Raw genomic sequence first — 24,768 nt, forward strand, 5'->3', positions numbered from 1 at the left:
TATTAGTTCTTGTAATTGTATTGGTATTCTTTTATTGTTTTATAAATGAGATTTCCTCCGGCATCTTTTTGCTGCTGCTTTATTTCTTTCAATCGGTTAGCATTGTCATACAGGTATATTTCTCTCATTCCTGATGGCAAGGTAATATTCGTTACTCCGATTTGAAGATTATACGTATAGGTAGTAATCTGAGTAGTCATCAAAGCCGGTAAGTTTCTAAAGGCCTCCAATGCAACAATCAGTGCATTCTCTGAAACATCATTCCCTTGTGCTGCATCAGTATGTGAAGCAGAAACAATTCCGGAGATTAATCCTTCCACCTGATTATACATAGCTCCTTCTATTTTAGCAATAGGCTGAGTTTGATTATATCCCCAGATAATGGATACAGGAATTCCGTCTTTAGTGGTATACTGTTGAAGGTTACCTTTTGCGTCATATACATCATAAGTTACTTCCGTAGAAGAACCACTCAAAAGATCATAATTCAGGGTAGAGCTTGGATAAATATTCGCTGTATGATCATATTTCGTTTCCGATTTTGATAGGGTTTTATTGATTCCGTTGAGCGTTTGTGTCGTCATCGTTTCCAGAGGAGTATCTACTATATTCGCATTAATCAACTTTTGATTTGCTTTTTCATGAGCGTATTTATAGGTCGTTTCTGTGATATTTCCTTCAGCGTCCGTATTTTTAAGTTTCGATAAATTAAGTCCGTTAGCGGATTGATATGAATATTCTGTTGTAGAGGAAATCGGATTATTATTAAGAATTTCATGAGTTATTGTTTTAGAAGGAGCAAACGAGCCTCCATATAACTTAAAGAAATATCTCGAAAATATTCTGTCTGTTACATAGGTTACAAAATTATTCGGAATAATTTCAGAAATATCCGTAAAATCTGTAGTGGAAGATTTAATTTTCACAAAGTTCTGATCATAGATCTCTTGTTTATACAACTTTCCTCTTTTGTAATTATTGGAGCGATAAGGCAAATTAATATTTCCCATATTGGGTGGAGAATAAGAGATTGGATTTATGGGTCCTGTATTATTATACACCTCCTTAAAATTCGGATCATCCGGATACATTTTATAATCCGTAAAATAAGACTTTGTATATCCTTTATTATTCTCTATTTCCGTTACTTCAGAATACAGAACAGGAGAAGAGTTCATGGATGTTTCAATTATATTATTAGAATATACATGAAGGGTTTCTCTTGTGGTTGGTCCTACTTGTACCTTCAGATAATCCAGATTTCTATAATAATTTGACAAGATCCCACTTGATTTCGTATTCGCTGCATTGGGAGCATAATTGCTGATATATTTATATTCCTTTATTCCTACTTGTGTTCCGTCATTGGAGTAATGGATCATCTTTTGGATACGCCCTCCCCCTACAGAACCTATAGATGGTACTAATACATTTTTAAATTGAGAAGAAGAATTTCTGTCCATCTTTTCACTGTATTGATGAGGCTCATAGATAAACTCACTTTTTCCTTTAGTAGGATATGTAATGTTTTTCATCAAACCTACAGAACATAATGCAGGATTGGCGTCTCTGGTATTATCTGTAATGGTATAATCACCGGTATTTTTATCCAATGTAAAGTTGGGAATAAGCTTTGACATGGGTTTATTATTCCAATACCCCCAATAATCGATAAGCCCGGTGCTATCATCGGGAAGATCCTCTTTATTATAATAATCAAACCCATATTCTTGCAAATATTCCAATGATAATTTAGCTTTTCTGAACATTTTCACGTTATCCAAAAAGAAATAATCTTTATTTCTATAGTAATTAAGATTCACAGTCTTAACAATACTACTCCCTGTGATATTATAGAAATTAATATTTTTCAGTTTTAAGGAAGGAATAGCAGATATTAGATACTTTTCATATCGCTCATAATCAAAGGAGACAATAGTTTTTCCGTTGAAAAGAACTGTATTGGGAAAACTTTTTTTGGTAGCCGAATATGACTGTCTATTCGTATCAGCCGAACTGCTCGAACTTCCCCAACGTACAGTACCATCAAACAATAAATTTCCCACACTATAATTATCATTCGTTACATTAAACTCCTGCTTGAAAATGATATTACGATCAAACATCAGCTGAAATGGTTCCTGTAACGTCAGAATGTCATCATAATTGACACAAAAGTTTCTATCACCAGAATAGGCATCTGCCGTACGGTATTTTATTTCTAATATATCAGAATTAGGATACTCTATTTTATAAAGATTCCAGGCTGTAATGGTAAATCTGTTTTCTGCTTCAGCGGGATTCAGGTTATAAGATATTTCCAGATTTTCGTAATTCCCTCCAAAATAATATTGAATCCCTTTTTCATCTGTTATTTTTATCGTGGTTGTTTGGGTAAGACATTTAGCCCCATTTTGTAACTTAGGATGAAGAGGTTGTTTGCTGGATAATCCGGAAATATCAATTTTCAAATTTTTATTATCAGAGATAATAATCGGCTTCATATCATTTCCAATAAAGAAATATCCACTATTCCCCATGAAATTAAAACTGAATTTATCCGGTTCCAATTCAAAACTATGGTTTCCACATTTGATCCCTTTCCCACCATATCCGACAGGCAGGGATGGATAGTTTGAATTATAGATGTCATTATTATTTTTGTTGCATGTTTTAACTCCTTCTAAATATCCATATAATTGATTGGAAGATTGTGGGAAATCTGAAAAAAAATCATCAGCAACACCTCGTACCTCCCTACTTATTGTTCCTCCTATATCTAATGACCAATCTAAACCTACATAATTGGATTTTTTTGCAGGAACAAATCCCGTCCCGTAGTAATTAAGGCTTATATCATACCCATTTCCATTATATAAGTCTCCGTAATGGAATAAATTAATATTATAGGAAGTACTCCCCGAATTGAGACTGACAGGGATATTACCAAATTTCTCAATATTGTAAGTTTGTGGAGATTTAATAACTGGTATTATTTGCGCATAGTAAGATGATATTGATAAAGTAGTAATCGCTACTATCCCTCTGCATGTATTCTTTAAAATGTTCATACTTATATTTATTTCTTAATCAATTTTGCGTTCGTTGTTTTATTCGTATCGGTTTTAATGGTAATCAAATAGGCGCCATGAATGAGAGGCTGCGTGTTAATCTTGGTCACCTTATTATTAGTTTTCATACTTTGCACTTGCCTTCCACTCATATCATACATTAGGATATCAGCTTCCTTGAAATCAAATCCGATTTCTACATACGCATACTCTGATACAGGGTTGGGATAGATCTTTATATCTTGCTTCTCGATTAATTGATCGATCTGCTTATCTTCTAGTTTGACAATTTTCCAATTTTCAGAGCCAAATTTTTCAGCGCTGGTTCCTGCTATAATGATCGAGCCATCTTTATTTAATTGAATATCAGAGAGTCTTTCTTCTCGTTTTTTTGATTCACCTTTGACATACTTTCTCCACTGTTCATTACCATTTCCATCAAGGTATAACATCCAAAAAGTCATATCTCCCGTTTCCATTCTTTCCTCAGATTGAGTATAGCCTCCTATCAATATCCCTTGAGTAAGATCTTCACTTTCAATAACATGGGTTGCCATTAATAGATCACGATTTTTGAAATTATAGGATTTCTGCCAGATTTCTTCACCTTTTTCATCCAGTGAGATTAGCCATACATCTGTTCCTTCTTCCAATCCTACCGTTTTATTGCCTGATCTATCGGATCTGGATTCTCCTCCTATAATAAAACCTGTAGAGGTTGATGCCAATGTTCTAAGATGGTCATCCTCTCTTCCTCCAAAGTTTTTTTCCCATTCTACCTTTCCTAAGTTACTGAGTTTTACCACCCAAAAATCTCCTTCGCCATAGTGATCTGTAGTCTTTGATCCACTCGCATTGCTTCTGGAATAGATTCCTAATAAAGCTCCTCCATCCCTCGTAGGGATCATCTTTTCAATCTCATCGTTTACCTTACCACCTAAAATCAATTGTGACAATTCTTTTCCATTTTTATCCAGTCTTACAACAAGAACATCCTTTGCTCCATATCCTTTATCTGTGTTTTGAATATTCCCTGCTACAAAGAATCCTAGATCAGTAGTCTGGATAGCGGCTCTGGCCTGTTCCTCAGCAGCCGAACCAATGGTTTTTTGCCAAATTTCATCTCCAAATTCATTAATACGGATGAGCCACATATCGGAACCTCCTTTGGACTCTTCTTTTTTATCCAGACCTTTTCCTGAGTATGAAGTTCCTGCTAGAAGATGACCTCCATCCTGAGTGGATACGGTGGCAGATAAAAAGTCATGGTTATCCCCTGAGAAATATTTCTCCCAGACCTCTTCTCCTTGCCCATTAAGCTTAATCAAATGAAAATCGTAGCCCTTATTTTGTTTGTTGCCTACATTTTGAAGCTGCTGACTCTGGATAGAACTTCCCGTAATTAAGTATTGTCTATCAAGAGTAGTAGTGATCTGACTTAGAAAATCCTGCGTTGAGGATTGAATATCTCTTTGCCAGACGACTTCCTGTGAAAAAAACACAGGAATAGCGCATAGGTACAGCGCACCGAAGTAAAGTTTTTTCATTGTTTTATTTTTAAAAGTTGTGAACTTAGAAATTCAATTTATTTATCAAAATGGAGAAATCCCCTATTTTATTTTGATTATTCTAGGCAACTATCAATTGTAATTCTATAGGTGTAATTTTGATTTATGTCCATGGATAAAGGCATCGAGAGTAATTTTGATTTCATTTATAAGTAGTTGTATTTGTATTATTTAAGTTTGCAAAAGTAACACCTTTATATGGGTATTAAAAATTCCTGCATATGAGATTTATTAGGTCAGTGTTTTAATTATTTCTGCAAAGATATTTTCTAATAGCGTCAAAACTCGACGTATTATATTTTTCTTTATCTTTTATGAAAATATTTTTTTTCAGTATTCTTTAATCACGTTGGGGGATATATTTTTTCTAGTGTTAGTTTATTCTAACATTTTCATTGAATTTGTGTAAAATAAATGTTAGATAGCTTGTTTTATTAATCTAACATTTGTAACTTTACTTTGATTATAAGGGATTATTTCAATAGTATCCCTTTGTAGATTTAGACTCATCCAGCTTACATCATGCCAAAAAAACAAATCGATATTACGGATAAAATTATAGGTATTTATGTTGAGAAATACTTTGGTGAAAAACTGTGTGATATTCAGGGAAGATATCATGTAAAGTGTCATTCTGCTATTTATTTTTATTGTTCTGTTGTAGAAGACCGGTTGAGATTTAATAAAGAGCTGAGAGAAAAGATAGAAATTAAGAAAAATGAATACAAATCAAAGATTAGAATTAATAGAGAGAGAAGGGAAAATAGCTTCCGTTCTCAAAGATGAACTTATGGTGATACAAAACAATGCTATTGCAGAAGGCTATTTGCTCACCTACCTGTACTCCGATAATGTCTTTGTGTATATGTTATTCTCGAAATTCACATTACCAACTGCCTAAACTCATGAGATGGCTTACAAGAAAAAAGAAATCTTTGAAAAAGCTAAGGAAGTTATTCCCCAATACAAACTTTTCTTCATTGAAGATATTGTTTCTTTTCTGCCTTGCGATAAAACTACATTTTATCGTTTTTTCCCACCAGAATGCAACGAATACAACGAGCTAAAGGAATTACTGGAGAAAAACAGAGTTGAACTGAAAGTATCCATGCGATCAAAATGGTATACATCGAATGCTCCAGTCTTACAGATGGCATTAATGAAACTTCTTGCCACTCCCGAAGAACTTCAAAAATTAAGTCAGACATATATTGATCATTCTAATAAAGGAGGAAAATTCAATGATGGAAAATTAATTATAGCGGGCAAAAAATTCGCAAGCCAATATGAAAACCCACAAACCGATGAGTCTTCAAATTGAAATTGATGAAAGTGCGTATTCAAAGAATTTTGAAAACCTGTTGGTCTCACATGATAGGTATATCGTTGCCTTTGGGGGTAGAGGAAGTGGAAAAACAGATACTTTTTATCTCAAATATCTTTTGGAATTATTCCAGCCTTACTCCTTTAAATTGGCTTATATCAACAAAGAAAAAACGAATATTAGGGATCAGCAATATGCTGGATTTAAAAGAGTGGCACAAAGAACAGGTTTGTATGAGTATCTTCATTTTTCAGAGGGGACCTATAAAATAGTAAACTCTGAAAACGGGAATGCCTTAGTCCCCAAAGGAATGGATGATCCGGAAAAAACAAAAGGGCTTGATGGGATCACAGCCATTTGGTGGGATGAGATCAACAAAGGAACCAAAGAAGATTTTACCGCTTTAAATAAACTGTTGAGAAGTCCTGAGGCTGAATATCTTCAATTTGCCTTATCTTTTAATCCTGTAAGTGAAAATCATTGGCTAAGATCCATGTTCTTTGATGAAAAGAATGGATATGGGCTTAATGAAAGATTTAGAGGTAAAGGCTATCTGCATCATTCAACCTATCGGGACAATGAATTTATAAACCAGGAAGAATATCTTGAAACCTTACTTGCTGATAATTATGATCAAAGCAGTATTGACTGTGATATTTACGGAGTATGGGGAAATCCTAAGAAGGGTAATTTATTCATCAATACCTTCAAAAAAGAAAAACATGTTCCTCCCATTCCCTATTTATTTGACAGAAGTCTGTACACCTATATTTCTGTTGACTTTAATGTTAATCCTATGACCGCTCTTGTATTACAGACGGATCTTCATTTACGGAAAATAAGAATCATCAATGAGTTTAGGGATTTTGACAGTGATATTTATAAACTCTGTGACTGGATCGGTAGAAATTATAATACAAGAGATCTTTTCATCACGGGGGATAGCAGTGGAAATAACCGGCATTCTTATTCTAAAGGGAGCTTAAGTGGATATCAGATTATACAAAACCAATTGAAACTCAACTTTACTCAAATCAAAGCCATGAAAGGAAAACCAGCCGGATATGTTCAGTCAAAAAGATTAATCGGAAATGCTTTTTTTGCAAGACATCCCGATATGAGTATCAGTAATGCCCCCTTTTTAGTGGAAGACCTGGAGTCGGTTTCATTAAAGCCTTCCGGAGACATGGATAAGACTTCCGATCCTTCCCAATCTCACCTGCTTGATTGCTTATTGGATGGACTATATACCATTACAAGAGGAAATGTTAAAAACATACCAAATTAAAATATCATGTATAAAGTATACAAAAAAACACCTCAGGAAGTTTGGGTAATGAATGAAACCTCCAAAGAACTAACTAGGCTTAAACGTATTAAAAGCCATTGGGAATTAGGAGACTTTTATGTATTTAACAGTGTTCTATCGATGCCTTATCAGAGAAAGGTCATGTTTGATCTTATCCAACAGTTTAATACACTAGGAATAGACAAAGAAGAACTCATTAAAGAAAATAATGAGATTCTTACTTTACTTGAATCCAGAGAACAGGGGTTTGAAATGAAGATCTACAGTAAAATTACGGAGATCAACAAAACTGCCAAATCCTTGTGGGACTATCAAAGATCCTCCATGCTTATTGCGGCACTTCTTGTAGTGCATGAGGATGATCTTGATCTCATCGGTATTTTTGATCAGCAGCAGGCCGAAAAAAGAATTAATGAATGGTCTAAAGATTCTGAGCTGCTTGCTTTTTTTTTGAACATAGCACAAATGAAATGCAACAATCTGATAAACAAATTAGAAGTGAATTTACCCAACTTTTTGGAAACAGAATTCCCCTCGATACAGCCCCAACTCATATCCAAAGAAGAAAAATGGTTCTTAAGGCTCATAAACAAAATAAAGAACTTATTGAATTGATTGCCGGAGGAGATATTGAGAAGATCCACTATATACAATCATTATCCGTGGCGGAAGTATACCGGCTTATGAATGATTTTTTGTCAAAATCCAAAAAGACATAAACGATACATTTGTCTTATGGATCCAAGTGCTATTTTCACCGTTGAATTTGACAAAGAGAAGTTTGTCTATAATGTTTCTGAGGCGATTAAATCAAGCGAAAAGTTCGAGGAGAAAATGGAATCTTTATCTAAAAGTGCCGATCAAATTAATTTCTCCCGACCCATATCCCAACTTAACAAATTTAAAGAAGAGCTTACCTCTGCCTTTAAAGCTCAAAACTCACAATTGGGTCTTTCCAAAGATCAGATCAATCAATCGGTCGATACTATCATAAAGTCGGAATCAAAAATAAAAGAATTTCTAAGCGCCTTCAAGAAAGATTTACAATCGGCAACGGATCCTCAGGAGTTTAAAACGTTGAGAGATGCAGTCACTCTTACTGAAAATGCTCTTGCCGAATTAACAGGAGAAGAACTCAAAAACGAAACGGCCACCAAATCGGCAAAAGCGAGATTGAGAGAAATGAAACAGGAACTCATAGAGCTTGAAGATGCAGGTCTTGATGATACCCAAATGTTTCGCCAGCTCACCATAGAAAGTGCCCGGCTAACAGATCAAATGGGTGACCAGGCAGAACAAATCAGGGTCTTATCTTCTGATACTTTTGGTCTGGATGCAGGGGTTGACTTGCTCACGCAATTGGCTGCCGGCTGGCAACTCACCGAAGGAGCAATGCAACTGTTTGGACTTTCTACTGAGGAAACAGAGGAGCAGATGCAAAAATTGGTGGCCATTCAATCCGTCATGAATGGACTTCAGGAAATTCACGCTTTTTTAACCGGTCAAAGTGCCGCGAAATTAGCCCTACTCAACGGGTGGAATAAAGCAGTGGCCCTGAGTACAGCGTTAGTGGCCACAATTACCGGGGAAGCGACGCTGGCTACAAGAGCCTTTTCCACCGCTTTGGCAGCAACCGGTATAGGAGCCGTAGTGGTAGCCTTGGGATTATTAATTGCCAATTGGGAAGAAATTACCGCAGCTATTACAGGAGCCACTGCTGCTACTGATGCAATTGAAAAAGCCCAAAAAAGTGCCACAGATACCTTAGCATCGGCCAATAAAGAAATTGAACTTCAAAAAGGTTTATTTGAAGCAGCCAGAAAAGGCGTTATCAGTAAAAAACAGGCTTTAGATGATTATAACAAAACATTTGGGGATGTGCTCGGAACTGCTAAAAGTTATAATGAAGCCGAAAGGATTTTCAGGGATAAGACAGGCGCCTATTTAGCAGCACTAAAAACAAGAACAATTGCAGAAGCCTTATTTCAAGAATCGGCAAAAAAAAGAGCCGAAGCCGCTACTCTCCAATTAAATGGATTGGATAAATTCCGGTCCAGATTTTTTCAGCTTACCGATTCGGAACAAAAAAAATACCAACAAGTCCTGAAAACACAAGGCAAAGATGCCGCAGATAAATACTACGAAGGAGTTAACGAGGCCTATGTTTTGGCTCAGAAAAAGAAACCCCTTATCGGAGATGCCAATGACATTGAAAAACAAGCCACTCAATTTCTTATGGAATCTCTTAGAATTGAAAAAGAAAATCAGCTCCAATTAAACGCCGAAAAAGAGAAGACGAAAAAAGAAAAAAATAAATCGCAAGTTGAAAATATCTATGAAGAATTAAAACGAGGTTTTCAAAGTGATCTTGAAAAATTAAATACAGCCGATTTGAATGGCCTCTCTGCTATCAATGCCAAAGCGGAAGAAAATTACAAAGAAAGAATTCGTAAAATAAATGATGCTCTACAGGATGGCAAACTCACCAGGCTTCAAGCTCAGGCCCTAAGAAGTACCGTTGTGGGGATCAAAAAAACAGAAATCCAACAGGAAGTTAAAAAATTTCAAGAAGAAAGAGCTAAAGCGCTGGAAGAGGCAGATAAGCAGCAGCAATCCCTACAAGATGAATTGAGCCAAAACAGACTCGATACTATTCAGGATGAATATGAGCGTGAAACTCAAACCATCAAACTCCAGGAAATAGTAAGGATCCAGTCCATTGAAAATGCCAGAAAAGAAGCAATAGAGAAGATTAATGATCTTGAAAAACAGGAATATATTAATCAGGAGCAGGCTCAAAAAAGGAGTAAGAACTTACAAGAGGTATATGACCTGCAAATCGTTGAATTGAAATTAGCCACCAATAAAAAACTTCAGGATGTCAATCTGAGAAGACTGGAGGGTGAACGCGATTTATATGATAAACATCTGGAAACATTACAGTCCTTTTTAGCCAGTCAGCAAACCCTGGAGATAAAAACCATTACAGAGAGATTCAATGCAGGATTAATTAATGAAGAAAAGTTAAACTCCGAGATCAGCAAAATCCAAAAAAAGTATAGGGAGCAGGAAAAACAAAACAGGATTCGTCAGATTAACGATACTATAGAAGCTTTACAAATAGAGATTCAGGCCACAGAGAGTGCTAAAGAGAAAGAAACCAAATTAAAACAAATCTATGACCTTCAAGCCGAGCGAAATACGTTAGAAACCAACCAGAGAAAAACACCTACCTTTTTAGAACAAATATTTGGGAATGATGAAAAGGCTAAGAAAAAGGCGGAAGCAGTACAAAATCTTGTAAAAACTACGATCCAGAGTTCTATTGATCTGTTAAAAGAACAGTCCCAGTTAGAAGTAGAAGCCTACGATCGTGCGATATCACTACAACAGGGAAGGGTCGATGAAGCCCGAAAAATTGCAGATGCCGGAAATGCTGAATATCTTAGAGAGGAAACTGACCGATTAAATGAACTGGAAGCCAAACGTGAAGCAGCGGCAAGAAGACAGCTGGAAATTGATCAGGCGGTTCAGGCTTCACAGATACTCGTAGCCGTTGCCGGAGCGGCTGCTCAGATCGCACAAGGAGGAACAGTGGCTGTTATTACAGGAATTGCCTCTATCATAGCAGCTCTGGGAACAGGAATTACGCTGGTAAATCAAATGAAGTCCAATGCGCCTGAGTTTTACCAGGGAACTGAATATGTTGAAAGAGGAGCTCACCCGGAAGGTAGAGACACTATTCCCGCTATGCTCAATATTGGAGAACGGATTGTTCCCACCTATATCAACAAACAATTAAAAGGAATTAAAAATAAAGATTTACCCAAACTCCTCACTGGTGAATTGTTTTACAACCCTATGATCCAAATAAGTGAAAAGAATCTATCAAAAGAAGATCATACTTCCGGATTGGAAGAAAGACTAAAAAATTTGGAAAGTATACAATCAGAACAATTGGAATATATAAAAGCATTAGGAATAAACATTGTCATGGATAGTGAGGGCTTTGCGGCTTCTTTAGAAACCGTTTCACTCAAAAAGAAAAAAATGTTTAATGCATAAGTATGCCTAATTCATCTAATGAAAATGGGTCTACTCATCCAGCTCAACATTGTTTACTCTCCCCCCAGATACTACTATCATGCTTACTATTGAAATCAGAAAACACCAACATGTAGATCATAATGCTAATAACGTATTGATCGATTGCACAAATGCTATTGCAACCTATATTCCGGGAACAATACCGGATAACGATTGGATTGATATTACCCAGGATTGTGAAAATTTAGATACCCTGGAATTTTCAGAAAAACAACCTGATAAGCAAAATAAACAAAGGGAAAAAGGAGCCACCAGCCAGATTGTAATTGGTTTTGATGCCTATCATCTTATTATGGATTGGCTCATGTCTACCCCTTGTAGTTTTCTCAATTATTTTGATGTCAGGATCACAGATACGGATTTAAACTATCAGTACAAGCCTTATGAACTCAAACCGGACAATATAGAAATGTGTGAGGATGAGGGTTGTCAATTAACTTTACCTCTGAGGGAATCAGATCATTTAAAAAGTGTTGTTGATAAATTATCCATTCATGATAACTGGCAGGGATGGTTTGGGAGTGGAGCAAAAGATTTTCCATGCATTCAGGTTTTCAAACATTTGAATGCGATGACTAAAGCCTTTACCATTGGGGCATGGGCAGTAATAGATGCCATCAAAGCCTTTTCAATCATAGGCCTCTTTATTGATATATCCACTCTCTATAAAAAAGCCTATGGATTCGGAAATTTTCTTCCATCACCCTATATCAGAGATATTCTTGAAAACTGCATGTCAAAGATCGGATATACGATTAATACTCCATTTGATGTGGGTCAATTTGCAGAAAATGACGTTTTTGTCTATTCCAATGGATATTATCACACCAACTATGATGATGAGCCTGTAAGTCCCAGTCAAAAATTTATATTTGAAAACAGATTGGTATGGCAGCTATCAGATTTTCTGGAAGCCATTTGTGACTTGTATTGCTCTATATGGTTTATTTCAGGAACTACTTTATACATTATTCCTCAGAAAGATAATAATAATTCAGAACCTGTTTTCGAAATAGCAGAACAGGATGTGGTCAGTGATTGTAAAACATTCTCCTTTGAAAAAGGAAAAGCAGGAGGCAATTATGAGTATAGTAAAGATGGTGCTGATACCGCAAGTGGTGATACCATCAACGAGTATAATGATATAGTGGACTTTGATGGGCTAACCAATAACGCCATGCTGGAGGGGCTATTTGATAAAAAATTCAGATTTTCAAGTTCAAGTTTTTGGGGCGATTCTTTTGGAGAAGATCTGCAGGAAGAAATAGAAAATTTTTCCATTATAGTAGCCGTTCTAATCGCTATCGTACTATCCTGTGTGGCTTTATCTTTTGTTACCGGTACAGCAGGAGCGAATGTGGCTGCAGGCGGTTTTATTGCCTCTGCAGCGATTGTGATCGCAGCCACTGTAGCGATCACTGGTGCTGCTATCGCATTTATCAATGGACTTGGAAGTAGCACGAAATACGGTTACAGCAATGCTCATTTCAAAGGATCATTAAAGGTGGTGGGGACCGGAAGTATATTTACACCACGAATCATACGCATGAATCCCGGTAGTGATAACAGAAATAAAAAACCCGTTATTATCAGTAGTGACTCCATACAGATTAATCCCTATTATAATACCTCAGGGATTTCATGGCGTGATCAATGGACAGGGTATGGTTACGGAGATTTTAATGAGGCCTTTAACTATCCTTTATTCTTTGATTCCCTGTATTTTGGAACACTGTATGATACGCTACATGAAAAAGTAGACAATGCTTTGTTTCTTTCTCAAAGCAATGAGTCAAGAAAGCTAGTTATTCCTTTATGTGGAGAGTACCTATCAAAAACAGGCGTGAATAATGATCAAGAATCCATTATTGGGAAAATTATTCTCTACAAAAATACCCGATATAAAGTGATTGATTTTCAGATTAAATATACAGACTTAAGTATCACCTTCAATTTGAAAAAACAAAATGAGATTATATAGTTCAATAAACAGTTTTTGTGATTCCTATGCGATCCCCATTAGTGAAAGTACCATTGGATATTTGCAGTTTTTTAGTGAATTGGTCATCCCCAATTCTACGGATGTAGTCACATTAAAATGCTATGTTGTAGATGCTATTGCGATGAATGAGGTTTTGGCAACTCCCCTTAATAGTATTGTTCAATACCTGGGAGATGATACTTTTAGGATGCTTATTCAGGGATTTCATGATATCCCCGAATCATTCAGGTTCCGATTCAAAATAGTCATCACTACCGATTCAAACTCAGCCATAGTATATTCCGATTTGTTTTCGTTTGAGAAATGTGTTGTCAGTTATCCGATCATTCCCTGTTTGGCAGAGGGGCAACAATATTCAGGATCTGGCGCTTTTCTAGGAGAAATCACCGGAAGTATTGTGTATCAAAGCTGGCATACCCATGAACCTAAAAAATATACCCCTGTCGTCTTTTTACGCAATCTGTCATTTAATAAAAAAACAAGTACTATTGAATATAAAAAACTTAATAACAAACCCTTAAAAAGCACATTAAAAAAGAATTTCAATTTAATTTGTGAACCTGTTTCAAGTATGTACAGTGAATATGTAATGGATATTTTTGGTTTTGGAAAAATCAACCTTTTAACAAAAACCTATGCTTTTGATACCTATTCTGATGAAATACTCGATGAGAAAGACTGCTATTCGCTTTATAAAATTTCAGCTACTGCCTATCAGGAAACTCAGTTGAGACTTCAATGTTCTAACCAATGTGTGGTGTTGGATCCCATCACCTGTGAGGATTTGGTAAGTCCTGATGAAAATATCATTGTGCAGGTAAGTCCTGATGATTTTGTGATCGGACATACCCTAGATATTACCCAACAAATTTTAAACAGCACCGGATTTGATATTTCTGAACTGGATTTTTTAAACGGGATCCGAAATGATTGTTGGATTATCGTCTATGATGGAAGTTATATTATGCTCAGATATGATCCTGTCAATCCCAATGGAAGTTGTGAAGAATTAGCATTTAATTATAGTATTTGTGGTGTTATGATCTCTGTTATTATTAAGATGGTGACTCAGGAATTACCATGTATAGCTTCTACATTAACTTCTATAACCTATTCTGGTATCGATCCGATGGGTTATACTATCATAGGGGAATTCAATACAGAGGTTAGGTTACAGTATTCAATTGATCATGCAAATTGGATAGATGCGGGTATATTCCCTATAGGAACGGAAATATTTACCAACAGCTTGCCTGTAGATTCTCAGCTGTATGTAAGAGTGATTTCGACATGTGAAGAAGGCTTAATTTCTAATGTTATTGAATACCAAAGCTTCATTATTGACTACAGATCTGATTTTGTTTCAACCATCTATAAAGCGGACTCTGGAAGTCACTATGTAGGGCAATTAAAATTCAATAATTTACAGATTCATACCGTTGATTTGTCTGATATTGTGAAGGTAGAAGTGAGGTGTAGATTTAGAGCGATAGGGGAAAACATATGGTTTGATCAAACAGAAACATACGATATTCCCATCCCTTCCCCTTCTCTATCTTTATCCCATCAATTTATCTATGGATTCAAAGATCCTTCAAAATATATTGGGACAAGAGACTGGAATGGGGCTGATAACTTCTTCCATGAAATAAAAATATATACCTCATTGGGAAATTACATCGCATTTCCGCCAGCTACTGCCAATCAAATGTGGTATGGTGATTATCCTGATGCCATTACATAAAGTCTACCCGTAATTTATCGTTAGTTTTATTCAAAGAGACTGTTTTAAAAGACAGTCTCTTTTTTTGTTCATGACTATAAAGGGAGCGATTCACGATATGATGAATGTAATAAAATTAATTTAAGTTTTTTATAGCATACATGGCTGTTTAACGCAGGAATCGTTTCTGAACCTCAAATACATATAATACCTGGGCAATATTTCTTCATTCGATTCCCGATTTTCTAGGAATATAGGGTTGAATAGGAATGATATGCTCCAATTTTTGTAATTTCTCCCAATGCGTTTTTCCATTCAAAGAAGAATGTGGTCTTTTCTTATTGTAAAATTTCTGCCATTCAATAGCTAAGGTATTTAAATCAAGACTTAGATCAGATAGATCCAGTAGCCACCAAAATTCAGATTTATCAGTTTTTTTGCTTGTCATTTAAAAAAAATCATTATATTTACATATATCACAAATATTTGAATTAGTATTTAATATTCAACCCCTTTATCACTTGGGAAGTATTTAAAGAGTATAAAACTTTATAATAACTAAAGATATACCTAAATTACACTTTTGAATCAGACTCTGTTTAGGTACCACTTATAAAATAACTTTAGTATAATTTATAAAGGAAAGCTATATTGGCTTAGAAGGAATCATTTACGAACGGTATAAGTTGATATCCGTTCACCGAGAATTACTGATTTTAATCCAAATGTTATTAATACAATAGGAATTAATAGAATATAGGAGTTTCTCTATTCCTACTCAACATTCATTCCTTTACTGAAACTTGTTTAGAGTTGCTCCTCCTTTAGGAGTACTGACTTTATTATCCCATTATACCTTTGTAAATAAAGGTTCTCCAAAATTTGAATTGTTTAAATATTAGGCAAAATCCCGCTATTTATACAAGTTAGATATACAACTTTTAACCTTAAAAATAAATATTATGAAGAACTATTTATTACTAGTCTTAGGATTGTTTTTTTCACAATGCCCATCTCAAGGTATTAATTCTATAAATTTAGAATCCAGCGCGTTAGTTAAAAAAAACAGAGAAACCTCTCCTCCGGAGAAAGCGCAACAATTGAGACCTGTAGCTCAAAGAGTATCAGAATATCATCGGAAAACTAAAACCACAAAATTTGATTTATTTGAGATTAATAAAAATTCTGGTAAAGAGGCTAAATATAAAAAAATAGCAAAAGATATTACGATAATGAAGATTAAATATGAGGAGCTTAAAAAGCTGGTTAAAGGAAAACCAAATTTTATTGAAGTATCTTTTCCTTTTGATCAGAATAAGGAAATTACAGTAGAGCTATATAGAAATGAAATTTTCACAAATGACTTTAAAGTAACTACTGAAAAAGGAGAAATTGTAAATTATACTCCTGGGGTTTATTACCAGGGAATTGTAAAAGGAGATAATAATTCTATAGTAGCCTTTAGCTTTTTTGAAAACGATGTGGTAGGAGTTGTTTCTGATACTGAGTCCGGAAATGTAGTGGTAGGAAAATCGAAAAATTCCGATGATTTTGTCAGTTATTCAGAATCAAAATTAACTATGAAAAATCCCCATATCTGTAGCACTAATGAATTACAAGAAAATCAATCTCAAAAAATATCCTTTGATCCACAAACAAAAGAGATGGCACCTCAGGATTCAAATAAATGTGTAAGAATATTTTATGAACTTAGCTATAGGGCGTTTCAGAGTAATAATTATAACGTAACAGCTACTGCAAATTGGATGACGGCTATCCATAATAATGTGGCAACTCTTTATAATAATGATAATATTAGTATGGCTGCCAGTAGTATTTATGTGTGGACTACTCAAGATCCTTATTATAGTAGTCTTGATCGTTTTAGAACTAATAGAACCTCATTTAATGGTGATTTAGCTCATTTAGTAGATCCGGGATCTGGAGGTGTTGCTTATTTAAATGTCCTTTGTACGAATTATAGATATGGCTATTCAGGGGTTTACCAAAATTATTCAAATGTCCCCACTTATTCTTGGACTGTGGGAGTAATTACTCATGAAATAGGACATAATTTAGGTTCTCCTCATACACATGACTGTTCATGGAATGGTAATAACACAGCTATTGATTCTTGCGGGACATCTGCAGGCTATGGCGGAGGATGTAATGCTTCAATTCCTTCAGAAGGAGGAACAATTATGAGTTATTGCCACCTTACTTCAGTAGGAATTAATTTTAGTAAGGGATTCGGGCCCCAACCTACTCAATTAATGATAAATAGAATAGCTTCAAAAACATGTCTTGGAAATAGTTGTACTGCAATTTCCTGCACAGGAACAGTGAATAATCTGGTAATAGATAATATTACTCAAAATTCTGCGAATGGAATAATTACAGGGGTCAATTCTACTTCTTGGAAGTATCAGCTTACCAAATTGGATGGGACAGTGATAACAACGAGTACAACAAATACTCCGAGTTTTAGTCTTTCAAATCTCCAGGCTAATACTTATTATAAATTGTTTGTTGCAGCAGAGTGCTCAAATGATTATCAAAAATCACAAATATTTTTGACAGATGCGGATTGGTGTGGAGGAGCATCATTTACAGATACTGGTGGACAGAATGGTAATTACGATAATAATGAAACGATAATAAAAACATTTTATCCTACTACCCCAGGTATGACGATGACTTTAACCTTTTCACAGTTTACTTTAGAAAATAATTATGATTATATGTATGTCTATAATGGACCATCTATAGAATCTCCTTTATTTACCAATGGGGCTTTAACAGGATCTAATTTACCTCCAGCTTTCACTTCTTCCCATTCTTCAGGAGCAATAACGGTTAAGTTTGTCTCTGATTATTCTATAAATAATAGTGGATGGATAGCTAGATTATTTTGTGGTTATAGGAATAGACATTATAGTTCGAGTACTCAACTCAATGAAAAAGCTGATGTACAAATTTTTCCAAATCCGACGAAGAATATTATAACTATTTCGTCCCAAGAGGGACTGAAGTCTTACAAAATATATGATGGAACTGGAAGGATTATAATTTCATCATCTTTGCTAAAGGGAAATAAAATTGACGTTGATCTGTCTTCTATTAAAGAAGGAAATTATCTAATAACAATAGAAACAGAAAAACAAATAATACAAGAAAAATTAATTAAGCTCTAGTTCACTAGTGTCCAATTAGTATATTAAAACACTCTCTCAGTCTACTGAGAGAGTGTTTTAATAGAGGTCATTGCTCCAATTTTATTTAAAATATATTTCGTCAATAGCGGAATTGAAATCATTTGATGGGTTCAAAACTAGAATACTTGCTAAACTGATAGCATTAACTGTTGTAAAGCCGATTAATAAACTAAACAACAAAAATATCAACAACTTAAAAACTGCAATTGCTTAAATGCACTACGGGTTAAAGTCTATATTTTGTCAAAATAAGAAAGTACTGAGCATTTACCTTTGTTAAAAAATAGAAGCATGTCTATACTAGATGAATTGTTAATTGCGTGCAGTACAGACTGTGCAACCGAGCAGCTACCCTCTATATCCGACCCCTGTAATCCCGAGGTCTGGTACGGAAGGGCAAACGAAATCTTATTTGTTCCCTGTACTGAACAAATTGACGAGAGCTGGATTATGAATTTAGGTAATTGGCAAAGAGTATTTCATGATGCGGGCTTTCTGGGTCGAAAAACCGGAAAAGGAATAGGTTCTTATACCCAGGTCAATGCCACTGCTATTGATACAGGGGCCAACTGCGGAATACCCACTCTTGTGGGGACTAAAACAACATGGGAACTGAGCTATAGAAAAGTTATTATTGACAGATCCACTCAACTTACCACTCATACTTTTGCCAACACATTACAGACGGGCGCTTTACATCAGTATAAATTATTTGTCCGATATTGTGATGCTGTGGATATGATTCTCCCTATTGGTAAGGTAGCCTTGAGTAAATTCAATAGTACATTACCTGAAGGAGTCGATGATTTTATGACCATAGAATATGGGTTTCAGTGGAAACAAACAGGGATTCCTACCCCCATTCTTGTACCAGGTTTAGGAGCCGTTTTACAATAAAAATATCATGACCACCTATTCTATAGAGAATGTTTCCCAGCTTGCTAAAAAAATAAAAGGGAATCGCGATGAAAACGCATTCCCTTTTAATTATTGGAATAAAAAGAAACTGGATCTTCAGGTACACACCAAAGGAAAGATGTATGAAAAAACAATGACGGTGTTTAAAAATGAAGAACCTTCAGCTTCCCATTTTGTGATGGAAACCTATGAACCTATCACAAAAAGTTCGATTTGGAAAGGCATTGATAATATTTCAAGGATTTTTAAAAATACAGGATTTGATATTACAACCGATGCAAAGACAAGTCGGTTTATTGCTCAAAGTGACATTAAAGAAAAGATTATTGACAACTTTGTTAATGGATCCATGTCTAGTGATCCTAATATCTTTGCCGTTCCATATATGGGCGATCAGGAAAATTGGGAAATTAGATTTATAGAATCTCATCTTATTACCTCCATTGATAAAGAATCCATTTCCTTTATCGATGAAACCCACAGCACGTTTGAGATTGAATTAGCCTATTATCCGTTTTTGAGAAAAAACCATCAAAACACCTATAAAGCTGATTGTTTATTATCAAGCTATCCTAAAAAAATATTTTCTCAAAACAAGATCAGATACATTTATATTTCTCGTGAGCAGTATATTATCATAGACTTTAAAGGTGAAGTTTTTACCGCAACATTTCATACGCTTGCTAGAGGGACTTATCCTTATATTGCTACAGGAGTCAATAAAGAATTCGGTTTTGTTTCGGAAAGCCCCGTAAGCCCGTTTGTTCCATTTGGAAATATCTCTTTACTGCAGCATAGAGCGGCAAGAAGTGTGGAAAACATTTTCGGGTATCCGAGAATGAGCGAAATGGAACTCCCTTGTGATCATTGCCATCAGGGAAAAGAAAAATGTGAAATAACAGAAGACTATCCTCTGGGGGAAAGGGAGTGTACCAAATGTCACGGAACGGGATCCTTATCACTCCAATCCATATTTAAAATTTATAAACGGAAACTCTCGGAAGACCCGGCATTAAATGCAGATATAGATCCCGTAAAATTTCATACACCCGATGTCGGGATTCTGGAATATATTAGCCAATCATGGAAAGATACCCTCAGGCTCGGAGAGGATGCGATCTATGTTCAGCAGATTGTAGAAACAGGCAATGTACAGAGTGCTAAAAGCAGAGAAAAGCAATTGGAACAAATGTACAGCTGGCTGGACAGATTGAGTAATTTCTTTTATAATTCTGCCTCCAGGATTATCAATAATGTATGTCTGCTCAATGGGTATGGCCATGTGAGTATTGAAAAGCCCATTTCATTTGCTATTATGAATGAACTGGAAAGCTTTGAATATCTGAACATGATTGTTAATTCAAACAGCCCCATCTTCATTAAAACGGTCCATATAGAAAATTTCCTTAAGAAATACATCAGCAGTTCTAACCCTATTATACGGGTGGTGGATCTGCTTAAAAAAGTAGATGTATTTTGCTTCTATTCGATGGATGATCTGCAAAAAATGAGCAATAGTGGGGTTATTGATGATAAACAATGGAAAATACACGCATATGCTTTTCCCTTGCTTAATCAAATGTATGCTCTAAATCCTGAACTATTCCTACAGGATGATAATGAAATTATTAAAGAACTGGAGGTGAGGCTAGGTGCTGTTATCCTTTCTTCAAATGCTGTATTGCTATGATATTCGACGATACTCTTCTGCGTGAAAAAGAACTGATTGATGATAAAGAAGTCAAAAAGTTAGAAAACTCGCTGGTGGCGCTCCTTATTGAAAATATTTCTGAGAATATTAATATGGTCAATAGAAAACTGGAATTTTCAAATACCACCGATAGCATTGTCAAAAAATCCTTAAAAAAGTTTTACAACACCAAAGTATACCGGGAGTCATTGACAAAGTATCTGACAAAAATAGAAGATATTTCTCAATTGAAACGCGCTGCTTATCAAAAAAAAGGTCTGTTTATTCAGTCTTCAGAGATTAATCCTCTTCAAAAACTGGCGATCGATGAGCATTTGAGCTATTTGAATGAAAATGGGCTTAATGCAAGGTTTAATCAAATGTTGCGAAAGATTATCTATTCCAATATATATGCGGGAAGATCACAAAACCAACTGGAAGCGGAATTGAAAAACGTCATTTCCCAAAAAGAAGCGTTAAGCAAATATATAAAGCAAACTCTCATGCAGGGAGCCGATGCGTATACTTCCATTATTGATCAAAAAATTACAGATAAATACATTGACAACCTAACAGGATATACCATGGTAGGCTCACTCATTGAGTCTTCAAGCCCGCAATGCAGGTATTGTGTGGAAAAATTAAAAAGAAATATTAAAAAAGAAGACTGGAAAGCCGTTAAGGAAATAGCTTCACAAAACGGTCTTATGGAAGAAGCGGAATTTAAAAATCTTCCCACCCATAAGCTACATTATGGATGCAGGCACCAATTTACACCAATAATAGAATGATTATGGATTGCTTACAAAATATCATACAATTTAAAAGTCTTTGCTCCTCTTCTTATAATGGCAGATATGTGGAGGATTTCGTACAGGTAAATAGCATACTTCTTTCCGATCTTGTTAACGAAAATGAATTAAGCGGAAAAGACTATGGAAACTTTATGATCGAAGCGGCATGCCAAAGTGTATTATCAGACCTCTATACGAGTTACGGGAATATAGTGCTGGAAAATGTGGTTGAGAATCTTGTTTTTTCAGGGCATTTCAATACACTTTCCATGGCAGGGGGCGGTTTTTCGTTAAGAGATATGTCGGGTTCTACCATGACTAAAATGGTTATTAAATCGTTAAAGATAAAACCGCTTTTCGATGGTCATTTTACCGTTATACTCGATGACGGAAAAGAGCTCAAAAGCGTTGACTTTGTCGCTCAGAATACCGTGGAAACTACCTATGTACTAGATTATGAAACTTCGTCTAAAATACTAAAGGTGTATGTTACGGATCCATCAAAAGAATTTTCACAAATTAATGTTACGAAAAAAACATGTGGCAGCTGTTCAGGGGTAAAATATAATGTAGTATTACAGCCCCTTAAAAATAAGCTTCCCGGAAATATCTATTCTACCTTTATTCCTGACGCCTTTTTACTATGTGATTCTTCTGGTTTTATCTGTAAACTATTACAAAGTCCGGTTATAAAGCAGGCTATTATAAAAGCGGTGGCTATTCAGTGTGGGATCAGCGTATATGAAAGGCTTCTTTTATCTCCAAGGGTGAATGACTCCACGATGAATATTAATAAACAGGCTGCAGAACTGTATTTAAATACGCTGGTGGGTAAATATCAGGAATTTGTTTTCGGAACTAATTTTGCCTCAGGAATTTCCAAAGCGAATAATATTCCATTAACAGAGCTTATTAAGAGAAATATCAAAAACTTCAAAGATATTTGTATCAGTTGTAATTCGAATTATCAAACAAGTACGGTTATTTTCTAAATGAATGCAATCACTCAAACTTTACTCAACATTAAAGAATTTGCCGAGGGTGAAAAACCTTTAGATTATATCCTCATTGCCGTGAATGAAGCAAAAGCTGAATTTCAGAACAGAATATTTAATTCTGAAGAAGGGGCAAAAGATGAAAAAGGTAAAGGGCTGGGAAGATATACTAATGCCTATGCCCGATATAGAATCACAAAAGGCAGACAGGCAAAAGTAATCGATCTTGAATTAACAGGTTCTCTACGACGTGATATCAAAGTGATTAAAAACCAATCGCAGGTACTGATTATCATCATTTCTGATGTAGAATTAGAGAAACTTGAGCATCTGGAAATGATCTATACAACAAAAATCTTCTCTCTCAATGAGCGGGAACATGAGAGGTATGCAGAAAAAGCGGCAGAACTTTTTATTGGAGAACTCATACATATATTTAATAATGAATAATACGATTAAAAGCAAAATTGGTTCATTATGGCTTGAATCAACCTGTTACCATGAGGTTAGCCTTCAAAAAATAGGTGGAAGAGAAACGGCTTGCTCCTTTGATGGGAAGGATTATATTTCTCTGAATCCTAAAGACAGTGAGTGCTCTTTTAGTTATTTCAGAAAATTAAGTGAAGAACCTTTATACATTGATACAGGAGATTGTAACCTTCTTATGAGTAAAATAAAAGAAGCCTATCGGTTTGTGTATTTTTCTAAAGAAAAAAAAGAGGTGGAACTTCTCTTATTATTATTTCAAAAGAAACTTTCTCAAGAATTCTCACTGGTGATAAAAAGCATCAACAGGGATGAGAATAAATTGTTAAAATGGGAATGTGGAATAGTTGATCATGATATAAAACTTAAAAACTGGACCTATTTCTCCATCGACTTTCAACTCACCTATAAATACGATAACTGTTTAATCTCTGATTGTCTATGAATTGCTATACCTGTTCGCTTAATCTTTGTACGATCTATCTGGATTGCGACAATAACGCCAGCATTGATTTGAATTTTCCCGCACCCGAAAACGGTGAATATATTTTGTATCTCAAATACCTGAATATCGTATTGTCTTTTTCTAGCATTTTTCAGCAAGGAGAGAATCTCCTCTTCAATCTCACAGAGCTTAATGAACATTACGCATACTCTTTTCATATCATGATCAATGGAGAAAAACTTTTTGTCAATAATGGCATGAAATCTTATGATAACTTTACTTTCAGGACAAGAAAAGAATGGAAAATATCCTGATCATATTATCGTGTATAGGTTTTTGCCGGGCTTTTTATTATGCCATTGGAGAACCCATGTCTACCATGAACGAAAACGCCATACTATACTGTTATACGGATCGTATCAGTAGGCTTATCGCAAGGATTCATCATATCCCGCTTCCTGGTGACGGGACTATCGCGTATTATGCTGTTTTGGGATATATCGAAAGATATTACAAATTCTTAGGATTTTGTTATATCTGTTTTTCCTTTTGGGTAGGAATGATCTTTTGTGGGTTTTATTTCCATTCAATCCATGACAAAGTAGCCTATTTCGGCTTATTTATATTAATCAATTTTATTATAAGAAAATGGACCATTTAGAACGTTTTAAACCTGAAAACCTTACCCGGGAGGCAATTGATGAAATCAATGCTATGCCTCTTGAAGAGCTCATAAAACTGGAAGATATTCCCGGTGTTCTTCTCATCAGAGACAAAGCTTCGACCCATAAACATTACACAGGACAATCTACCTATAAAAATCTTGCAGTGCTTCATAAGCTAGGGTTTAAAAAAAGATACGAAGTCGTGGGAACATACCCGAGTCCCATGAGATCTATTACTTTACCTGAGGAAAATTTCACCAAAGAGGATTTTATTGCTCCTGAAAAGCAGATTGTAAATCAGGAAGGGGAAGATTCAGGGGAAACCTCCGGGGAACATGCTATAGAGGAAAGTGAAGAGCCTGTATCAGATATTTCCGATGCTGACAACACCAATACAGAAGAAAAAATAACAAAAGCTCAACCCATTGAAAGTAAAGCAAGAAAAACAAAATAAAA

Annotated in this window: 20 protein-coding genes and 1 pseudogene; 18 read left to right on the top strand and 3 right to left on the bottom strand. The window is 35.3% G+C overall.

Features of this window, described 5'->3' with window-relative positions:
- Positions 1-2: 2 nt before the first annotated feature.
- Both CHRY9293_RS13715 and CHRY9293_RS13720 read right to left on the bottom strand, forming a co-directional pair.
- On the bottom strand, positions 3-3,071 hold the full coding sequence (locus CHRY9293_RS13715) for a hypothetical protein (RefSeq protein ID WP_162033501.1): 3,069 nt from the start codon (positions 3,069-3,071) through the stop codon (positions 3-5).
- Positions 3,072-3,079: 8 nt separating this feature from the next.
- Positions 3,080-4,618: a T9SS type A sorting domain-containing protein gene (locus CHRY9293_RS13720; RefSeq protein ID WP_162033502.1), complete on the bottom strand. Its 1,539-nt coding sequence runs from the start codon at positions 4,616-4,618 to the stop codon at positions 3,080-3,082.
- Positions 4,619-5,357: 739 nt separating this feature from the next.
- Between CHRY9293_RS13720 and CHRY9293_RS13725 the strand changes: the two genes are divergently transcribed.
- The 7 genes from CHRY9293_RS13725 (at position 5,358) to CHRY9293_RS13755 (ending at position 15,125) form a co-directional block, all read left to right on the top strand.
- Entirely contained in the window at positions 5,358-5,540 is a 183-nt protein-coding gene (locus tag CHRY9293_RS13725) for a hypothetical protein (protein ID WP_162033503.1), read from the top strand.
- Positions 5,541-5,549: 9 nt separating this feature from the next.
- Positions 5,550-5,960 carry a hypothetical protein gene (locus CHRY9293_RS13730; RefSeq protein ID WP_162033504.1) on the top strand — a complete coding sequence of 137 codons (411 nt, stop codon included), beginning with the start codon at positions 5,550-5,552 and terminating at the stop codon, positions 5,958-5,960.
- A complete protein-coding gene (locus CHRY9293_RS13735; RefSeq protein WP_162033505.1) occupies positions 5,926-7,251 on the top strand; it encodes a phage terminase large subunit in 1,326 nt (441 codons plus the stop codon). Before CHRY9293_RS13730 ends, CHRY9293_RS13735 begins: the two co-directional genes overlap by 35 nt.
- A 6-nt stretch (positions 7,252-7,257) precedes the next feature.
- On the top strand, positions 7,258-7,887 hold the full coding sequence (locus CHRY9293_RS13740; protein ID WP_162033506.1) for a hypothetical protein: 630 nt from the start codon (positions 7,258-7,260) through the stop codon (positions 7,885-7,887).
- Between the two features lie 120 nt (positions 7,888-8,007).
- A complete protein-coding gene (locus CHRY9293_RS13745; protein ID WP_162033507.1) occupies positions 8,008-11,337 on the top strand; it encodes a coiled-coil domain-containing protein in 3,330 nt (1,109 codons plus the stop codon).
- 79 nt (positions 11,338-11,416) lie between these two features.
- Positions 11,417-13,360, top strand: coding sequence for a hypothetical protein (locus CHRY9293_RS13750; protein WP_162033508.1), 1,944 nt, complete (start codon positions 11,417-11,419; stop codon positions 13,358-13,360).
- Complete coding sequence (locus CHRY9293_RS13755) at positions 13,347-15,125, top strand: hypothetical protein (protein WP_162033509.1); 1,779 nt, start codon at positions 13,347-13,349, stop codon at positions 15,123-15,125. The genes CHRY9293_RS13750 and CHRY9293_RS13755 overlap by 14 nt, the downstream gene beginning before the upstream one ends.
- 205 nt (positions 15,126-15,330) lie before the next feature.
- On the opposite strand, the gene CHRY9293_RS13760 is transcribed toward CHRY9293_RS13755, so the two are convergent.
- Entirely contained in the window at positions 15,331-15,552 is a 222-nt protein-coding gene (locus CHRY9293_RS13760) for an integrase core domain-containing protein (protein WP_162033510.1), read from the bottom strand.
- Positions 15,553-16,066: 514 nt separating this feature from the next.
- On the opposite strand from CHRY9293_RS13760, the gene CHRY9293_RS13765 reads away from it, so the two are divergent.
- The 11 genes and pseudogenes from CHRY9293_RS13765 (at position 16,067) to CHRY9293_RS13810 (ending at position 24,766) form a co-directional block, all read left to right on the top strand.
- Entirely contained in the window at positions 16,067-18,298 is a 2,232-nt protein-coding gene (locus CHRY9293_RS13765; RefSeq protein ID WP_162033511.1) for a M12 family metallo-peptidase, read from the top strand.
- A 115-nt stretch (positions 18,299-18,413) separates the two neighbouring features.
- Positions 18,414-18,533, top strand: a pseudogene (locus CHRY9293_RS19000) (IS982 family transposase); the annotation flags it as partial.
- Between the two features lie 77 nt (positions 18,534-18,610).
- Positions 18,611-19,216 carry a hypothetical protein gene (locus tag CHRY9293_RS13770; RefSeq protein ID WP_147474530.1) on the top strand — a complete coding sequence of 202 codons (606 nt, stop codon included), beginning with the start codon at positions 18,611-18,613 and terminating at the stop codon, positions 19,214-19,216.
- Positions 19,217-19,223: 7 nt separating this feature from the next.
- Positions 19,224-20,927, top strand: coding sequence for a hypothetical protein (locus CHRY9293_RS13775; protein WP_162033512.1), 1,704 nt, complete (start codon positions 19,224-19,226; stop codon positions 20,925-20,927).
- Complete coding sequence (locus tag CHRY9293_RS13780) at positions 20,924-21,718, top strand: hypothetical protein (protein ID WP_162033513.1); 795 nt, start codon at positions 20,924-20,926, stop codon at positions 21,716-21,718. The genes CHRY9293_RS13775 and CHRY9293_RS13780 overlap by 4 nt, the downstream gene beginning before the upstream one ends.
- Positions 21,685-22,713: a hypothetical protein gene (locus CHRY9293_RS13785; RefSeq protein ID WP_162033514.1), complete on the top strand. Its 1,029-nt coding sequence runs from the start codon at positions 21,685-21,687 to the stop codon at positions 22,711-22,713. The genes CHRY9293_RS13780 and CHRY9293_RS13785 overlap by 34 nt, the downstream gene beginning before the upstream one ends.
- Complete coding sequence (locus CHRY9293_RS13790; RefSeq protein WP_162033515.1) at positions 22,714-23,166, top strand: hypothetical protein; 453 nt, start codon at positions 22,714-22,716, stop codon at positions 23,164-23,166.
- Positions 23,159-23,647, top strand: a complete 489-nt coding sequence (locus CHRY9293_RS13795) for a hypothetical protein (protein WP_162033516.1) — start codon at positions 23,159-23,161, stop codon at positions 23,645-23,647. Before CHRY9293_RS13790 ends, CHRY9293_RS13795 begins: the two co-directional genes overlap by 8 nt.
- Entirely contained in the window at positions 23,644-23,961 is a 318-nt protein-coding gene (locus CHRY9293_RS13800; protein WP_122637455.1) for a hypothetical protein, read from the top strand. The genes CHRY9293_RS13795 and CHRY9293_RS13800 overlap by 4 nt, the downstream gene beginning before the upstream one ends.
- Positions 23,946-24,308, top strand: a complete 363-nt coding sequence (locus CHRY9293_RS13805) for a hypothetical protein (protein ID WP_162033517.1) — start codon at positions 23,946-23,948, stop codon at positions 24,306-24,308. Before CHRY9293_RS13800 ends, CHRY9293_RS13805 begins: the two co-directional genes overlap by 16 nt.
- Entirely contained in the window at positions 24,296-24,766 is a 471-nt protein-coding gene (locus tag CHRY9293_RS13810; RefSeq protein WP_162033518.1) for a hypothetical protein, read from the top strand. Before CHRY9293_RS13805 ends, CHRY9293_RS13810 begins: the two co-directional genes overlap by 13 nt.
- Positions 24,767-24,768: the final 2 nt, after the last annotated feature.

Origin of the sequence: Chryseobacterium potabilaquae (assembly GCF_902728265.1) — a bacterium.
GTDB lineage: Bacteria > Bacteroidota > Bacteroidia > Flavobacteriales > Weeksellaceae > Chryseobacterium > Chryseobacterium potabilaquae.

What these genes read in the sequence shown, in the direction of transcription:
- CHRY9293_RS13760 (WP_162033510.1), bottom strand. Translation starts at nt 15,552, where the DNA reads ATGACAAGCAAAAAAACTGATAAATCTGAATTTTGGTGGCTACTGGAT.
- CHRY9293_RS13740 (WP_162033506.1), top strand. Translation starts at nt 7,258, where the DNA reads ATGTATAAAGTATACAAAAAAACACCTCAGGAAGTTTGGGTAATGAAT.
- CHRY9293_RS13775 (WP_162033512.1), top strand. Translation starts at nt 19,224, where the DNA reads ATGACCACCTATTCTATAGAGAATGTTTCCCAGCTTGCTAAAAAAATA.
- CHRY9293_RS13750 (WP_162033508.1), top strand. Translation starts at nt 11,417, where the DNA reads ATGCTTACTATTGAAATCAGAAAACACCAACATGTAGATCATAATGCT.
- CHRY9293_RS13810 (WP_162033518.1), top strand. Translation starts at nt 24,296, where the DNA reads ATGGACCATTTAGAACGTTTTAAACCTGAAAACCTTACCCGGGAGGCA.
- CHRY9293_RS13715 (WP_162033501.1), bottom strand. Translation starts at nt 3,071, where the DNA reads ATGAACATTTTAAAGAATACATGCAGAGGGATAGTAGCGATTACTACT.
- CHRY9293_RS13720 (WP_162033502.1), bottom strand. Translation starts at nt 4,618, where the DNA reads ATGAAAAAACTTTACTTCGGTGCGCTGTACCTATGCGCTATTCCTGTG.
- CHRY9293_RS13755 (WP_162033509.1), top strand. Translation starts at nt 13,347, where the DNA reads ATGAGATTATATAGTTCAATAAACAGTTTTTGTGATTCCTATGCGATC.
- CHRY9293_RS13730 (WP_162033504.1), top strand. Translation starts at nt 5,550, where the DNA reads ATGGCTTACAAGAAAAAAGAAATCTTTGAAAAAGCTAAGGAAGTTATT.
- CHRY9293_RS13725 (WP_162033503.1), top strand. Translation starts at nt 5,358, where the DNA reads ATGAATACAAATCAAAGATTAGAATTAATAGAGAGAGAAGGGAAAATA.
- CHRY9293_RS13785 (WP_162033514.1), top strand. Translation starts at nt 21,685, where the DNA reads ATGCAGGCACCAATTTACACCAATAATAGAATGATTATGGATTGCTTA.
- CHRY9293_RS13790 (WP_162033515.1), top strand. Translation starts at nt 22,714, where the DNA reads ATGAATGCAATCACTCAAACTTTACTCAACATTAAAGAATTTGCCGAG.
- CHRY9293_RS13780 (WP_162033513.1), top strand. Translation starts at nt 20,924, where the DNA reads ATGATATTCGACGATACTCTTCTGCGTGAAAAAGAACTGATTGATGAT.
- CHRY9293_RS13765 (WP_162033511.1), top strand. Translation starts at nt 16,067, where the DNA reads ATGAAGAACTATTTATTACTAGTCTTAGGATTGTTTTTTTCACAATGC.
- CHRY9293_RS13795 (WP_162033516.1), top strand. Translation starts at nt 23,159, where the DNA reads ATGAATAATACGATTAAAAGCAAAATTGGTTCATTATGGCTTGAATCA.
- CHRY9293_RS13805 (WP_162033517.1), top strand. Translation starts at nt 23,946, where the DNA reads ATGGAAAATATCCTGATCATATTATCGTGTATAGGTTTTTGCCGGGCT.
- CHRY9293_RS13800 (WP_122637455.1), top strand. Translation starts at nt 23,644, where the DNA reads ATGAATTGCTATACCTGTTCGCTTAATCTTTGTACGATCTATCTGGAT.
- CHRY9293_RS13770 (WP_147474530.1), top strand. Translation starts at nt 18,611, where the DNA reads ATGTCTATACTAGATGAATTGTTAATTGCGTGCAGTACAGACTGTGCA.
- CHRY9293_RS13735 (WP_162033505.1), top strand. Translation starts at nt 5,926, where the DNA reads ATGAAAACCCACAAACCGATGAGTCTTCAAATTGAAATTGATGAAAGT.
- CHRY9293_RS13745 (WP_162033507.1), top strand. Translation starts at nt 8,008, where the DNA reads ATGGATCCAAGTGCTATTTTCACCGTTGAATTTGACAAAGAGAAGTTT.